The following is a 14,190-nucleotide window of genomic DNA, read 5'->3' on the forward strand; positions in this document are numbered from 1 at the left end:
CCCATGGCAACGACCAAGACCGTCTATCAAACTTCTTCGCTCGGGCTCTACACCGGGACCACCGAGGCGGACGAGTCCCCCCTGGAGCCCGGCGTGTTCCTGATCCCCGGCGGCTGCGTGGAGACCGCCCCGCCCGCCATTCCAGAAAACAAGGCGGCCTACTGGAACGGCCAGGCATGGTCGCTGGTGGACTACCACAACGGCCTGGTGGTCTACAGCATCACCACCGCAGCGCCATTGACCCTCAACGGCATGGGGCCGATCCCTTCCGGGTACACCCTGAAGCAGCCAGGCCCGGACCAGGTGTGGAAAAACGGCGAATGGGTGGACGACACCAACGCCGTGCTGGCCAAGGTGCATCAGCAGAAGCTCGCCGAAATCAACGCCAGCTGCGCGCAGTACATCCAGGCCGGCTTCGACTCCACCGCCCTGGGCGAGGCGCACCGCTACAGCAGCGCGCTGGAAGACCAGGTCAACCTGACCGGCCTGGTGTTCAGCGGCCTGGACAGCGCCTACCCATGCGCCGCCAGCGACGGTGCGCGCCAGTTCCTGGCGCACAGCCGCGACCAGCTGCTGCAAGTGAACACGGACCTGGTGCGGTTCAAGCAGGCCGCGCTGCAACACGCCGACCAGCTCAAGCGTGACGCGGCCAAGGCGTTGCAGGACAAGCAACTCAAGGCCCTGCGCGCCATCCAGTGGACGGTGCCGACATGAGCTGGGCGCCTGTCGCCCTGCGTTGGCCCGCCGAGGCGACCCAGTGGATGGGCCAGATGGACGCTGCCAAGACCCTGGCCGGCAGCGAGCTGGCCAGCACCGGGCAACGGCTGCTCGCACTGCAAGGGCTGGCCAGCACCCGCCCCGGCCCGGTCGGGGCCGCCGCCATAGAAGCGATCCAGGCCGGGCGACAGGCGCTCGCCGAGCAATTGGGCGAAGCGCCGAAGTGCCTGGTGGTGACGCCCTTCCAGAGCGGCATCGGCCAAGGCCGCGGTTACCAGCGCTTCCTGTCGGCGCCGAACCTGCTGCAACTGCTGGCCAACAAGCTGACCGATGCCACAGACGCCGCTGCCCCCCAGGGCAACCAGCACGCACTGTGCCTGCTGTTCCTGGGGACCCGCCACGAACAGTTGGCCGCCGCCCTGGGCCGTTTCAACGCACTGCTGCCGATCCCCGAACTGGTCCGCGCACAGCGGCGCGCGGAGCACCTGGCCAGGCTCGAAACCGACAAGTGGCAGATTCCCCAGGCCGCTGCCCTGCCGCGCTGGGAGGCGTTGCCCCTGGAGCGTTGCACTGTGCTCAAGGCGGCGCGGCAGTCGATCGCAGGGCAGGTCGCGGTTCTGGAAAGCTACGCCGCCGACCGTGCGCCACTGATCGACCTGGCCGAGCTGGCCTCACGCAAAGCCGCCCAGCAGCAAGCGCGCGACCAGCGCCTGGCCGAGCTGCGGCAACTGCTCGAGGGTAGCCAGGCGGACAGCGCGGTGCGCGCCTGCATGCTCGGCCCGGGCAACAACGCAGCGTTGCGCCGGCTGCTGCTCGACAGCGATGCCCCTGGGCATGAATGGGTGATGTGCGCCGGCGTGATCCTGGTCGGCTCGGCCTCGGGCCTGAGCTTCGTACGTGAAATGGTGGGCCTATGACACTGCTACTCCTGGACGGCCAGCCCGTCGAAGGCAAGACCCTGAAAGTCACCGGCAACCTGCGCATCGAAGCCGAGGACCTGTCTGGCCAGACCAGCAACACCGAGACCGCGCACAAGGGTTTCAAACCCAAGACCCTCGCCGTCAACCTGACCATCCCCTACGTCAACAGTGCCTGGCTGCGCAGCCTGATGCGCCTGGCCGAAGCCACGCAGAGCGGCGGCCAGCTCAAGACCTATCGCATCGTCAACGACACGGCCGAGGCCTTTGGCATCCGCCAGGTGCAGTTCGCCGAGAATGTCAACGCCCGCGAGGACGACACGCTGGCGTGCTGGCGCGTGCAGTTCGGCCTGGCCGAGAAGAAGTCCAACCCGGAGAAGGTCGAAAAGCGCCGCGCCAAGAAGCCTGTCAAGGCGCAGACCGGCACTGGCACCACGGTCGCCGCGCAGGAAGTCGACGATGACAAGGACCCGGAGCTCAGTGGCTTCGAAACCCTGTTGAAAAAGTTCGACGACTGGTTGGGAGACAAGCCATGAAGCTGCACCAGGTACTCAGCGTGGCAGGCGTGGGCTACGAGCTGGTCAGCTCGGACGTACGCCTGGAGCTGCGCAATCCGGGGCGGGCAACCTTCACCGTGCAGGCCGGCGCGCCTCTCAAGGGCCTGGTCACCTTCGACGTCGGCTACAACGACAGCCCCCTGCAGCGGCATTTCATCGGCTACGTGGAACGCTGCACCGCCGCCAACGGCAAGCAGGTGCTGTTCTGCCGGGAACTGGCGGCGATCCTGGCCAAGCCACTGCCCATGAACCTGCGTCACGTCGACTTGCGCGGCGTGCTCGCGCAGATCAGCCAGCAGACCGGCCTGCGCTTTCGCGTGCCCGAGCGGCCCTACGCGTCGATCCGGGCGCCATTCTTCTACAGCCTGGCCGCGGGTTTCCAGGCCATGGAAAGCCTGGCCAGGGTGTTCGACATCCCGGACTTCATCTGGCAGCAGCAGGGCAATGGCGAGGTGTACGTGGGCAGTTGGGCAGACAGCTACTTCGGCGTGCGCCCGGCGCTGCAACTGCCGGTCGAGCTGCTCGACAACTACCAGGGCAACCAGAGCGCCACGATTGCAGCCCTGCCCGGGCTGCGCCCCGGCGCAACGATCAACCACGGCGAGCGCGTGACCCATGTCGCGCTCGCCGGCAACCAGATGGCCATCCGATGGAAGACGCAATCCGCCGTACCGTAGAACGCCAGTTCCCCGAGATCACCGGGGGCTATCACCTGCCACGCTTCGGGCGTGTGGTCGCGGTGCCCGATGCGCCGGCGGCGCCCGGCCTGTGCGACGACTTCCGCCCGCGCTTCGGTGTCGATGTCCAGGTGCTGCTGCCCGACGGAGAACCGGATCCGGCGCTCCCGCTGTTCACCAGCCTGCCGCTGCCGGCGCCCATGGGCGGCCAGGAACGGGGCATGTTCGGCTTCCCCGAAGAGGGCACCACCGTGGTGGTGTCGTTCGCCTACGGCCTGCCTCACAAACCCTTCATCCAGCAGGTTCTGCCCCATGGGCTGAGCCTGCCCCGGGTGGCGAAGGGCGACCTGGTGTGGCAGCACAGCGAGGCCTGCCAGCAACGCGCCGATGCGGCTGGCAACTGGCTGCGCCAGACCGACGGCAAGTTGCTGGACAAGGCCATCGAACGCGAAGTGCAGGCACTGACCAATGCCGAGCAGTTCCAGACCCACCGCCTGAATGTGGACGACCATTCGACCGAGACGGTGGGCGGGGTGAAGACGGTCGAGGCCTTGGGTGCACTCAAGTTGCTGTCCGGCGGCTCGGTCAGCCTGGCCGCCCTCGACGACCTGCACCAGGCCACCGGGCGCGACCTGAACCTGGCCGTGGGACAAAAGCTCAACACGGCGATCGGCGGCGATGCCCAGGAACGCATCGAAGGCATGCGCGAGAGCGTGGCGAAACTCGGCCAGCGCTTGCAGGCACCGAAGACCTGGCTGGGCTCCGAAGCGGTGAACGTGCTGCAGGTGCTTTGCGACCTGCTCGACCTGGTGCAGGAGATGAACAGCCAACTGGCCGGGCACGTGCACGGCCCCACGCCACCACCCGGCAACGCGGCGGCCTTCGGCACCGCGGCCGTCCAGGCCCAGGCCCTGGGCCTGAAGCTCAAGCCGATCACGCTTTGACCGCCCGCCGGCAAACATATCGAATCCCACATACCCAACATGTTCTCCCCGCCATGGGCGGTGCAGCGTCGATTGCCTAGCATCGACCCTGCACACGCGGCCCGGCCCTCCCAGCGCCGGGCTGCCGTCCAAGGAGAACAACGATGACCACCGCCGCCATTGCCTGCCAGGACATCACCTGGAACCCCATCACCCGCACCAGCACCTTCTCCCCACAGGATCGCGAGGTCCTCACCCGCCACTGGCACCCCGTCGCCTTCTCGGCCGACGTCGGTGACCAGCCCTACGCCGTCACCTTGCTCGACGAGCCCATCGTCCTGTACCGCGCCGGCGGCAAGCTCAATGCCGCCCGCGACATCTGCAGCCACCGCGGCGCGCCGCTGAGCAAGGGCTGGGTGCAGGGCGAGAACATCATCTGCCCCTACCACGGCCTGCACTTCGGCACCGACGGCCGCTGCACGCGCATCCCCTCCGAACCCAACGCCAACCTCACCGAACGCCACCGCATCCAGATGTACGCCGCCCGCGAGGAATACGGCCTGGTCTGGGTGCTGATGGCCGGCACCGACGCCCCGTTCGCGCAGATGCCGACCTGGCACGACGACAGCTACCAGCGCATCCTGCCGCCGTCGATCGACATCAAAGCCTCGGCCGGACGCCAGGTCGAAGGCTTCATCGATGTCGCGCACTTCGCCTGGATCCACCACGAAGCCTTCGCCGAACGGGACAACCCGGTCGTGCCGACCTACCGGGCCGAGGTCACGCCCTATGGCGTGCACGCCGAGTACGTCAGCACCGTCAGCAACTTCCCCAAGAGCCTGCAGCACCGTGCCCCGGAAGGCTTCCAATGGAAGCGCTCGTTCGACGTGTTCGCCCCCTTCACGGCGCGCCTGGCCGTCAACTTCCCCGAACCCGAACACCAGTTGGTGATCCTCAACGCCGCCAGCCCGATCTCGGCGCGCAAGACCCGCATGTTCTGCGCCATCACCCGCAACTTCGACCAGCACCTGCCGCTGGACGATGTATACGCCTTCAACCGCCAGGTCTTCGAGGAGGACCGCGACATCGTCGAGCTGTGCCGCCCCGAAGACCTGCCCCTGGACCTGTCGATGGAGATCCACATTCCCGCCGACCGCTCCTCGACCGCCTACCGCCGCGCCTTGAGCGCCCTGGGCCTGGGCCGCGCCTTCACCAGCTGACTTCGACGGGAGTGACGAGCATGTACAAATGGGAATGTCTGGTGTGCGGCTTCTTCTACGACGAAGCCCAAGGCCGCCCGGAGGACGGTATCCCGGCGGGCACCCGCTGGGAGGATGTGCCGGATGACTGGTACTGCCCGGAGTGCGGCGTGGGCAAGGCCGACTTCGAGATGGTCCGGCTGGCGCAGGAGGCCGAGCCTCAGCCGGCCGCGCCAACCACTGCCCCGGTGGTGATCGTCGGCTCGGGTCTGGCCGGCTACAGCGTGGCCCGCGAACTGCGCAAGCTGGACAGCACCGTCGCGATCGTCATCGTCACCCGCGACGGTGGCGAGTTCTACTCCAAGCCTGCGCTGTCCAACGCCTTCCAGACCGGGCGGCTGCCCGAGCAACTGGCCACCTCCAGCGCCGCGCAGATGGCCGAGCAACTGCAAGCGCAAGTCATCACCCGCGCCACGGTAGCGCGCATCGACACTGTGGCGCAGCAGGTCCATGTCGATGGCCAGGCCTTGGATTACAGCGCGCTGGTGCTGGCCCTGGGCGCCGATGCCAGGCGCCTGGTGCTGGACGGCGACGGGGCCCAGGCGATAGTCACGGTCAACGACCTGGGAGACTACCGAACCTTCCGTGAGCAGGTCGGTGCCCACAGCCGCATCGCCATCCTCGGCGGCGGGCTGATCGGCTGCGAATTCGCCAACGACCTGCGCCACGCCGGGCACCGGGTGAGCCTGGTCGACCGCGCCGACTGGCCGCTGAGCCGCCTGCTGCCCAGCGCGGCCGGCGAGGAAATGGCCAACGCACTGGCCTCCATCGGTGTGCAACTGGCTTTCGGCAACGCCCCGGTCGCCCTGCAGCGCACGGATGACGGGTACAACCTGCAACTGGCCGATGGCAGCGCCCTCGACGTCGACTACGTGCTCTGCGCCGTCGGCTTGCAGCCGCGCGTCGAACTGGCCCGCTCGGCAGGGCTTGCGGTGGACAACGGTATCGTCACCGACGCCTGCTTGCGGGCCAGCGCCAGCCAGGTGTATGCCCTGGGCGATTGCGCGCAAGTGCATGGCCTGGTGCTGCCCTACGTGATGCCGATCATGCTGCAGGCCCGCGCCCTGGCGCAGACCCTGGCCGGCACGCCAACAGTGGTGGCGTACCCAGCCATGCCGGTGACCATCAAGACCAGCGTGCTGCCCACCATCGTCGCCACGCCGCTAGAGGCCGACGGGCAGTGGTCCACCGAGCTGATAGGACGTTGCGAGCAAGGCACCGCCAACCTCCGGTCGCTGTACCACGACCCGCGAAGCCAGATGCTCGGCTTCGTCCTGATGGGCGCCGCGACCCAGGAAAAGGCCCAGTTGCTCAAGGCGATTCCGGACTGGCGCTGAACCCATCGATCGGGGGCCTGGGCCGGAAGAGCCAGGCCCCTATCGACGCCTTCGGGGCCATCGCTATATATTTTTGTAAATAGCGATTACCCATCCACCGACAATGAGAGCGTTGTGTCCAATTCCCTGCCCAACTGCGATGCGCAGTTGATCCGCACCCTGTACACCCTGCTCACCGAGTGCAGCGTGTCGCGCACCGCCGAACTGCTCGGCCAGTCCCAACCGGCGATCAGCGTCGCCCTGCGCCGGCTGCGCGAGCTGACCGGCGACCAGTTGCTGGTGCGCAGCGGCAGCCGCATGGTGCTGACCACCCACGGCCTGTCGCTGATCGACCCCGTGGCCCAGGCGCTTGACGGCATCGAGCAGATCCTCCACCCGGTCGACCTGTTCGACCCCGCCACCACCCGCCAGACTTTCCGTATCAGCACCCCGGACTACCTGAGCGTGTTCTTCGTGCCCGCGATCATCGAGCGCTTCAACGCCCAGGCGCCGTTCGCCACCCTGGAGCTCAAGCACTTGCAGGCCGAGGGCGGCTTTTCGCGAGGGCTCGAGGATGGCTTCCTGGACCTGGTGATCGGCAACTGGCGCACCCCCGCCGAGCACTTGCACTTGCAGCCGCTGTGCGACGACGACCTGGTCTGCCTGGTGCGCGATGAACACCCCATCGGCCCCGGGCAATTGACCCGCGAGGCCTACCTGGCGGCCGACCATCTCGGGGTGATGACCCACAACCCCACCGGGCAAGGCACCATCGGCGCGGAGCTGGCACGCAACGGCCTGGTCCGGCGCGTCACCACCACCTTGCCGTACTTTTGCATCGCCCCCTACGTGCTGGTGAAGTCCAACCTGATCTTCACCACCACCCGCTCCTTCGCCAGGCACTATGCCGAGCTGCTGCCCTTGCGCATCGAGCCGTTCCCGGTGCCCGCGCAACCGCTGCGCTATTACCAGCTGTGGCATGCGCGCAAGCACCGCTCGCTGGCCTCGAAATGGCTGCGCGGCATCGTGCTGGACGCCGCCCGGGCCATTGCACCAAGGCCTGCCGACATGGGTGAGCATTTACGCGACTGACTGCCAGCAGATTTGTATTTATCCCGCCCTTGGCGTCGGCCCAGGCTAGGCGTTTTTCGCACAACAGGATTCGCTCATGAAACACGCTCGCCCCCAGGCCGTCCCCACCGTGCAGGTGAATACCGACGAAGTCATCGTCACCGAATGGCGCTTCGCCCCTGGCGCCGAGACGGGTCGCCACCTGCATGGCCATGACTACGTGGTGGTGCCGATGACCGACGGCACCCTGCTGCTGGAAACCCCGGAGGGCGAGAAGCGTGCGCCGCTAGTGGCGGGCCAGAGCTACTTCCGCAAGGCCGGCGTCGAGCACAACGTGATCAATGCCAGCGACCATGAAGTGGTGTTCATCGAGACCGAGCTTAAATAGTTCAGGATGCACACGACACCGGTGTAGGAGCGGCCTTGCGTCGCGAAAGGGCCGCAAAGCGGCCCCGGCAAGGCCGCTCCTACAGACGAGAACTGCACAACCGACTACACTCCCTCCCTGCTTGAACCGGGATAACCGAAGCACTGCCTCGAAACCCGATGGACCTGACCACCGCTGGTCAACCGTCGGGACTAATGGGTCCGGACCTTGGCCGGCCTGTTTATCGGAGGCAACACATGAACCCGCGTATCTGGCTGCTGGCCCTGGCGACCTTCGCCACCGGCATGGCCGAGAACATCACGGTCGGCATCCTGCCGGCACTGGCCGATGGCCTCGCCGTACCGCTCGGCATCGCCGGGCAATTGACCACGGTGTTCTCACTGAGCTTCGCCCTCGCTGCACCCTTCTCTCCCCTGCTGACCACCCGCCTGCCCTTGCGTCGCCTGCTGTGCGCGGCACTGGCGCTGTTCGCCCTGTGCAACCTCGTGGCCGCCCTGGCGCCGGGGTACACCGCGCTGCTGGTCGCACGCATCGTGATGGCGGCGACCAGCGCGCTGACCTGCCTGACCTGCACCCTGATGGCCACGCGCATGGCCCCCGAAGCCCTGCGCGGGCGGGCGATCGGGGCGATCTTCATGGGTATCTGCAGCTCGCTGGTACTGGGTGTGCCGGCCGGGATGCTGCTGTGCGACCTGCTGGGTTGGCGCGGCGTGTTCATCGGCCAGGCCGCACTGGCGGTCACCGTGCTGCTGCTGGCCTGGCGTGGCCTGCCACAGGTGCGCAGCAACGAGCGCATCGCGCTGGGCAGCTACCTGCGCCATCTGCGTGACAGCCGCCTGTGCGCCGCGCAAGCGGTGTCGCTGCTGATGATCGCCGGGCACTTCACGGTGTTCGCCTACCTCGCCCCCTATGCCCAGCAGGTCGCCCATGTACCGCCGCACTGGTTGCCGGCAGTGTTCGCGGCCTTTGGCATCGCCGGTGTCTCGGGGGGCTATGTGGGCGGCTGGATGGCCGACCGGCTCGGCGCCGGCAGATCGATCGTGCTGGCTCCGCTGCTCTACCTCGCCAGCCTGCTGGTGCTGCCGTTGTGCGCGGGCACACCGTGGCTGTTCCTGCCGGCGATGATGCTGTGGGGCGGGCTCAGCTGGACCACCTCGCCGGTGGTGCAGAGCTACCTGGCCAAGCGTGGGGAAGATACCTTCCCGGCGGGCATGAGCCTGAACATGTCGGCCATGCACCTGGGGGTCGGGCTGGGCTCGGCCATCGGTGGCGTGGTGATCACCGGGGCGACGCTGTCGGCCACCCCCTGGGCGGGCGCCGCGCTGACGGCGTTGGCGGCGGCCATGGCATGCTGGTCTGCCCGCCCACCCGCCGAACCTGGCTTCAGCGAGCGCGAACCGGCGTAGCGTTCTGCTGCTCCTGCTCGAAGGCATCGGCCAGGTAGTCGATCAACTTGCGCACCGCTGGCATCAAACCGCGCCGTGAGGGGAACAGCGCCACGACCTCCCCTTCCCGTGGCGCCCAATCGTCGAGGGCATGGACCAGGCGCCCGGCAGCCAGGTCGGCGCGCACCGCCTCCTCGGGCAGCAGCACCAGCCCTACGCCGGCCAGGGCGGCCTCGCGCAGCACCGCCAGGTCGTCCGACACCACGCGGGGGCGATGGCGCACGGTAGCCTCGGCGCCCGCAGGCCCCACCAGCATCCAGGTGGCATCCTGCACATTGGCGCCCCAGTTCAGACTCGGCAGGGCCTGCAGCCCTTCCGGCGACAGCGGGCGCCCGTGTTCGGCCAGCAGGCCCGGCGCACCCACCAGGCACTGCCGGCTCGGGGCCAGCCGGCGCATCACCAGCTCGCTGCTTTCCAGTGGCTGGTGCTGCACGCTCAAGACCAGGTCGAAGCCCTCGCCGATCACATCCACCCGCCGGTTGTAGCTCTTGACCAGCAGCTCGACCACCGGGCATTGCGCCATGAACCGCGCCAGCATCGGCGCCAGGCGCGAATCGAGCAGCGCGGTGCTGCTGGCCAGGCGCACGATGCCACGGGGCTCGCCGCGGTTGCGCTCGACGGCATCTTCGGCGGCGACGGCCTGCTCGAGCATGCCCAGGCAATGGCGGTAATACTCCAGGCCCACCTCGGTCACCTGGAACTGCCGCGTGGAGCGCTGGATCAGGCGTACGCCCAGGCGCTCCTCGAGCTTGGCCACGCGCCGGCTGAGGCGTGACTTGGACAGACCAAGGATGCGCCCGGCGGGCGCGAAGCCGCCGTGCTCAACCACCTTGGCGTAGAGATAGAGGTCGTTCAGGTCGAACATCGGCAACACTCGTCCACGGCTCACCGCTGCATCATCCGTCATTCCTCGAGGATCGTCACAGTGGCAGTGGTCCCGGCCCGCAAAGGAGGCGCTTCGGCATCCTGCGGGTCCAGGCGCAGGCGTACCGGCACGCGCTGGGCCAGCTTGACCCAGGTGTAGTTCGGATTGACGTTGGCCAGCAGGCGATTGCCCGGCTGGTTCTCACGGTCGGTGATGGCGTAGGCGATGCTCTCCACCGTGCCCTGCAAAGCCTGACCATTCATCAACACGATGCGCGCCCGGCTGCCGACGGTGATGCGCGGCAGCTTGGTTTCCTCGAAGTAGCCACTGACATGGAACGAATCGCTGTCCACCAACGCCAGCAACGCAGCGCCCGGTTGCGCGAAGTCGCCCTGACGGGTCAGCAGGTTGGTGACATGACCATTGACCGGCGCCAGCACCTCGGTGCGCTGCAGGTCGAGTTGTGCCTGTTCCAGCGTGGCTTCGGCCAGTTGCACATTGGCTTGCGCCAGGCCCAGGCTGGATTGCTCGCGCAGCAGGTCGGCCTGGGCCACAGCGACATCAGTCCTGGACTTTTCCCACTCCTCGGCGGAAATGGCCGACAGCGACTGCAGCTTGCTGCGGCGCTGTTCCTCGCTGCGCCGTTGCCGGAGCAACGCCTGGTTGGCGACGATGTTCGCCTGCGACTGCCCCAGGGCTGCCCGTGCCACCTCGACCGCACGCCGAGCATGCAACACGGCCAGCTCATAGCGCGCCGGGTCGATGCGCAACAGCAGGTCGCCCTTGTGCACGAACTGATTGTCCCGCACCGGCAGGGCGACGATCCGGCCGCTGACCTCCGCCGCCAGGGTGACCACATCGGCCCGCACCCGTGCATCACGGGTCCAGGGCGCCTGGGTATAGTGCGTCCAGGCCAGCCAGCCCAGCACGATGGCAACGACCAGCATGGCCAGGGTCAGGCTGCGCGACAACAGCGGCTTGATCGACGACATCTACCTACTCACTCCCATCCACAACAGCAAGGCCGCGCAAATCGCGGTATACACGGCCCCCTGGAACAGCGCCGGATGCCAGACGAAGGCCAGCACGCCCACTCGACGCAACAAGGCATCGACCAGCAGAAACAACGGCAGGGCCAGTAGCAGCGCCTGGGCGATGGGCGGCAGGTAGACCCCGCCCACCTCAAAATCAATGGGCATTGGCCACCTCCGGGATCGGCCGCGCACGCACAGGCTCCAGCACCCGGCGATAGCGCGCCAGCAACTGCCCGGCCACCGCCAGGGCCACCCGCAGGATGAACAGCCGACGCAAGGCGTCGCGCCCCAGTGGCCCAGGCGCGCCATGCAGGGCATCGAGCACCCGCGTGTGGTCGTCCAGCTCACGCAGAAGCGGGTCGAGGTCCACCACCCCCTGGCCACCGATGAAGTCGGCAACGCCCTGCAGGCTTTCTCGCAATCGAGCCCGGGCTGGTGACGGTAATACCAGGTCACCGTCGCACAAGGCGCGCGCTTGCCCCACGGCGATGGCCAACGCCGGGCACACCAGCGCACACTCGACACGCTCGCGGGAGGCCATGTCCGGGGCGGCCGGCAGCAGACCGATCAATGCCGACAGGCGATCGAGCAGCAGGCTCTCGAAGGCGAACTGCCCAGCCAGCGAACCGTTCTCGAGCACCTGTCGGCGCACATCCTCACGGGTCTGGCGAAACAGTCGGGCGATGCGTTTCTGCGCATTGAACGGAAACACCAGCGAGAACACGGCCATCGCCAGCACGCCGGCCACCAGGTAGCCACCGGCGAACTCGAACCACTGGATGTCGCTGTTGTGATAGGCCCCGACATTCTGCGGCCCGATCATCAACAGGCCGATCAGGCCGATGCCCATGCCGATCCCCGCCGTCATCGGGTTGGCCAGCCCGACCGCCGCCAGGTACAGCAGGGGCGCCAGGCACAGGGCGAGCATCTCGAAGTCGGTGAACAGTGGCAGCAGGGCGAACTGATAGAGCGCCGATAGCCCCATGCCCACCAGCAGCCCGCGGTTGTAGTTCTGGCTGGCCAGCAGGGGGCGCGGCAAGGTCGCCATCAGCGAACACATCACGCCCATCAGGATCACCGCCGAACGCGCGCCATCCCAGGCGCTCTCGATCCACAAGCCGCCGATCAGCAACAGGGCCAGGCAGGCGCGCACGGCGTTCATCGCCGCCAGCGGCCAGTCCAGGTGCAAGGCGCTGGCACGGCCCTGCCGTTGGGGGCAACTGGCCAGGCGGCCCTGCTGGATCGCCTCGTTCAACTCGATCAGCTCGTCCAGTTGCTGCAGCAGCCGCGCCTGCTCCCAGCGCAAGGCCCAGGCCAGGGCGCGCAGGTGCGGTGGCAGTGGCTCGTTGAGAAACTCGGCGCGGTCGGCGGCGTCATCGAAGCCTTGGTGCAAGGTGCGCAGGGCTTCGCGGTCCGCTGCCGAGAGCGCCATGCCGTCCCGTGCCAGCGCCTCCAGGCTCAGCAGTTCGGCGTCGCGCAGCAGCTGGATATCCACCGGCAGCGGCCCCAGCCAGTTCGCCTTGACCAGTTCGCGCTGCTGACGCAGCACCAGCAGCCGTGAAACCAGCAGCACCAACTGGTTGGCGAACAGTTGCACCAAGCCGTCGCCGCTGCGCAGGTGCGGCGCGTCGAAATACAGGTGCCGACGCAACCCTTCCAGCGCACTGACCTCGGCGATCAACCGGGCCTGACGCTGACCGAACGCGGCTTCGTCCTCCTCGGTGCGGATCACCTGCGCGGCATGGCTGGCGAGCAATTTCAGCAGGCTGTCGACCTTGGCGAAATAGCTGTTGGCCACGGCTTGCGGGCGGGCCGTCAGCAGGCTGACCACCGCCACGCAGGCCACCGCCAGCAAGGTCTCGGTGACCCGGGTGACGGCCAGCAGAAAGGTGCCCTCGGGCTCGGGCACGGCCAGCATGGTCACCACCACCGCGGTAAAGCCGCTAAGCACGAAGGCATGAGAATCGGTGTAGCGCAGCAAGGTGCCACCGGCGGTACACAGCCCCAGCCACAGCGCCAGGCTGACCACCAGGGTGTACGGCATCTGCGCGAACAACGCCATCAGCAGCACGGCCACCGCCGCGCCGACCACCGTGCCGAGCACCTGCGCGAGGCTGCGCTTGAGGGTCATGCCGGCCAGTGGCAGGCTGATGATGATCACCGTCATCAGCGCCCATTTCGGTTGTTCCAGGTCGAACACGAACGCCAGGTAGAGACACAGCAGGCCCGCCACCACCGTACGCAGCGCGAACAGCAGCACATCGCGCCCGGGGCGCAGGGCAAGCCTGAAATAGGCAATCAGTGGAGCCATCCGTTACCTCGTAACCGACAGGACCGGCCCGGGCCCCGTTACCGGGGCCCGGGCACCGCGTCACTTGGCCAGCTTGCTGTAGCTGGTCATCAGGTTACGGTAGTCGGGGATGTGGTTGGAGAACAGCGTACCCAGCCCTTCGATGTCGTTGCGCCAGTCGCGGTGCAGCTCGCAGGCCACGCCGAACCAGGTCATCAGCTGGGCGCCGGCGGCCTCCATGCGGCGCCAGGCCGAGTCGCGGGTCAGTTCGTTGAAGGTGCCGGAGGCGTCGGTGACCACGAATACGTCGAAGCCCTCTTCCAGCGCCGACAGTGCCGGGAAGGCCACGCACACCTCGGTGACCACGCCGGCGATGATCAGCTGCTTCTTGCCGGTGGCCTTCACCGCCTTGACGAAGTCCTCGTTGTCCCAGGCGTTGATGTTGCCGGGGCGGGCGATGTAGGGCGCGTCGGGGAACTGCTCCTTGAGCTCGGGCACCAGCGGGCCGTTGGGGCCGGTTTCGAAGCTGGTGGTGAGGATGGTCGGCAGCTTGAAGTACTTGGCCAGGTCGGACAGCGCCAGCACGTTGTTCTTGAACCGGTCCGGGTCGATGTCGCGCACCAGCGACAGCAGCCCGGTCTGGTGATCGACCAGCAGTACCGCGGCGTTGTTCTTGTCCAGACGCTTGTATTGGAATGCCATGGTGGATCTCCTTGCTTGGATGGGGAACA

The 14,190-nt window shown here is 67.5% G+C and carries 15 protein-coding genes; 10 read left to right on the plus strand and 5 right to left on the minus strand.

What is annotated here, in order from left to right:
- Positions 1-3: 3 nt before the first annotated feature.
- From DM373_RS22255 to DM373_RS22300, 10 genes are all read left to right on the plus strand, one after another.
- The gene (locus DM373_RS22255) at positions 4-714 is read left to right on the plus strand and encodes a DUF4376 domain-containing protein (protein WP_110995635.1); all 711 of its coding nucleotides are present in this window, start codon (positions 4-6) and stop codon (positions 712-714) included.
- Positions 711-1,634 carry a hypothetical protein gene (locus tag DM373_RS22260; protein WP_110995661.1) on the plus strand — a complete coding sequence of 308 codons (924 nt, stop codon included), beginning with the start codon at positions 711-713 and terminating at the stop codon, positions 1,632-1,634. Before DM373_RS22255 ends, DM373_RS22260 begins: the two co-directional genes overlap by 4 nt.
- On the plus strand, positions 1,631-2,170 hold the full coding sequence (locus DM373_RS22265) for a baseplate complex protein (RefSeq protein ID WP_110995636.1): 540 nt from the start codon (positions 1,631-1,633) through the stop codon (positions 2,168-2,170). Before DM373_RS22260 ends, DM373_RS22265 begins: the two co-directional genes overlap by 4 nt.
- Positions 2,167-2,868, plus strand: a complete 702-nt coding sequence (locus DM373_RS22270; protein WP_110995637.1) for a hypothetical protein — start codon at positions 2,167-2,169, stop codon at positions 2,866-2,868. Before DM373_RS22265 ends, DM373_RS22270 begins: the two co-directional genes overlap by 4 nt.
- Positions 2,841-3,812 (plus strand): hypothetical protein, encoded by a 972-nt coding sequence (locus DM373_RS22275; protein WP_110995638.1) that lies wholly within the window; start codon positions 2,841-2,843, stop codon positions 3,810-3,812. Before DM373_RS22270 ends, DM373_RS22275 begins: the two co-directional genes overlap by 28 nt.
- A gap of 143 nt (positions 3,813-3,955) precedes the next feature.
- A complete protein-coding gene (locus tag DM373_RS22280; RefSeq protein WP_110995639.1) occupies positions 3,956-5,011 on the plus strand; it encodes a Rieske 2Fe-2S domain-containing protein in 1,056 nt (351 codons plus the stop codon).
- A 20-nt stretch (positions 5,012-5,031) separates the two neighbouring features.
- Positions 5,032-6,387, plus strand: coding sequence for an FAD-dependent oxidoreductase (locus tag DM373_RS22285; RefSeq protein ID WP_110995640.1), 1,356 nt, complete (start codon positions 5,032-5,034; stop codon positions 6,385-6,387).
- 114 nt (positions 6,388-6,501) lie between these two features.
- Positions 6,502-7,458, plus strand: a complete 957-nt coding sequence (locus DM373_RS22290) for a LysR family transcriptional regulator (protein ID WP_110995641.1) — start codon at positions 6,502-6,504, stop codon at positions 7,456-7,458.
- A 76-nt stretch (positions 7,459-7,534) separates the two neighbouring features.
- On the plus strand, positions 7,535-7,825 hold the full coding sequence (locus tag DM373_RS22295; protein ID WP_110995642.1) for a cupin domain-containing protein: 291 nt from the start codon (positions 7,535-7,537) through the stop codon (positions 7,823-7,825).
- A 236-nt stretch (positions 7,826-8,061) separates the two neighbouring features.
- Complete coding sequence (locus DM373_RS22300) at positions 8,062-9,231, plus strand: MFS transporter (protein ID WP_157966877.1); 1,170 nt, start codon at positions 8,062-8,064, stop codon at positions 9,229-9,231.
- Here DM373_RS22300 and DM373_RS22305 read toward each other — a convergent pair.
- The 5 genes from DM373_RS22305 to ycaC are packed head-to-tail and all read right to left on the minus strand — an operon-like array spanning position 9,209 to position 14,161.
- Positions 9,209-10,135 carry a LysR substrate-binding domain-containing protein gene (locus DM373_RS22305; protein WP_110995644.1) on the minus strand — a complete coding sequence of 309 codons (927 nt, stop codon included), beginning with the start codon at positions 10,133-10,135 and terminating at the stop codon, positions 9,209-9,211. The genes DM373_RS22300 and DM373_RS22305 overlap by 23 nt on opposite strands.
- A gap of 38 nt (positions 10,136-10,173) precedes the next feature.
- Positions 10,174-11,118: an HlyD family secretion protein gene (locus DM373_RS22310; RefSeq protein ID WP_110995662.1), complete on the minus strand. Its 945-nt coding sequence runs from the start codon at positions 11,116-11,118 to the stop codon at positions 10,174-10,176.
- 9 nt (positions 11,119-11,127) lie between these two features.
- Positions 11,128-11,334: a DUF1656 domain-containing protein gene (locus DM373_RS22315; protein WP_110995645.1), complete on the minus strand. Its 207-nt coding sequence runs from the start codon at positions 11,332-11,334 to the stop codon at positions 11,128-11,130.
- Entirely contained in the window at positions 11,324-13,480 is a 2,157-nt protein-coding gene (locus DM373_RS22320) for an FUSC family protein (RefSeq protein ID WP_110995646.1), read from the minus strand. The genes DM373_RS22315 and DM373_RS22320 overlap by 11 nt, the downstream gene beginning before the upstream one ends.
- Before the next feature lie 60 nt (positions 13,481-13,540).
- A complete protein-coding gene (gene ycaC, locus DM373_RS22325) occupies positions 13,541-14,161 on the minus strand; it encodes an isochorismate family cysteine hydrolase YcaC (protein ID WP_062572799.1) in 621 nt (206 codons plus the stop codon).
- Positions 14,162-14,190 lie beyond the last annotated feature (29 nt).

This window comes from Pseudomonas sichuanensis (assembly GCF_003231305.1).
Classification (GTDB): Bacteria; Pseudomonadota; Gammaproteobacteria; order Pseudomonadales; family Pseudomonadaceae; genus Aquipseudomonas; species Aquipseudomonas sichuanensis.

Excerpts from the sequence above, each read along its gene's own strand:
- DM373_RS22300 (WP_157966877.1), top strand. The coding sequence starts at position 8,062 with ATGAACCCGCGTATCTGGCTGCTGGCCCTGGCGACCTTCGCCACCGGC.
- DM373_RS22285 (WP_110995640.1), top strand. The coding sequence starts at position 5,032 with ATGTACAAATGGGAATGTCTGGTGTGCGGCTTCTTCTACGACGAAGCC.
- DM373_RS22295 (WP_110995642.1), top strand. The coding sequence starts at position 7,535 with ATGAAACACGCTCGCCCCCAGGCCGTCCCCACCGTGCAGGTGAATACC.
- ycaC (WP_062572799.1), bottom strand. The coding sequence starts at position 14,161 with ATGGCATTCCAATACAAGCGTCTGGACAAGAACAACGCCGCGGTACTG.
- DM373_RS22280 (WP_110995639.1), top strand. The coding sequence starts at position 3,956 with ATGACCACCGCCGCCATTGCCTGCCAGGACATCACCTGGAACCCCATC.
- DM373_RS22260 (WP_110995661.1), top strand. The coding sequence starts at position 711 with ATGAGCTGGGCGCCTGTCGCCCTGCGTTGGCCCGCCGAGGCGACCCAG.
- DM373_RS22315 (WP_110995645.1), bottom strand. The coding sequence starts at position 11,334 with ATGCCCATTGATTTTGAGGTGGGCGGGGTCTACCTGCCGCCCATCGCC.
- DM373_RS22270 (WP_110995637.1), top strand. The coding sequence starts at position 2,167 with ATGAAGCTGCACCAGGTACTCAGCGTGGCAGGCGTGGGCTACGAGCTG.
- DM373_RS22265 (WP_110995636.1), top strand. The coding sequence starts at position 1,631 with ATGACACTGCTACTCCTGGACGGCCAGCCCGTCGAAGGCAAGACCCTG.
- DM373_RS22320 (WP_110995646.1), bottom strand. The coding sequence starts at position 13,480 with ATGGCTCCACTGATTGCCTATTTCAGGCTTGCCCTGCGCCCCGGGCGC.
- DM373_RS22305 (WP_110995644.1), bottom strand. The coding sequence starts at position 10,135 with ATGTTCGACCTGAACGACCTCTATCTCTACGCCAAGGTGGTTGAGCAC.
- DM373_RS22275 (WP_110995638.1), top strand. The coding sequence starts at position 2,841 with ATGGAAGACGCAATCCGCCGTACCGTAGAACGCCAGTTCCCCGAGATC.
- DM373_RS22255 (WP_110995635.1), top strand. The coding sequence starts at position 4 with ATGGCAACGACCAAGACCGTCTATCAAACTTCTTCGCTCGGGCTCTAC.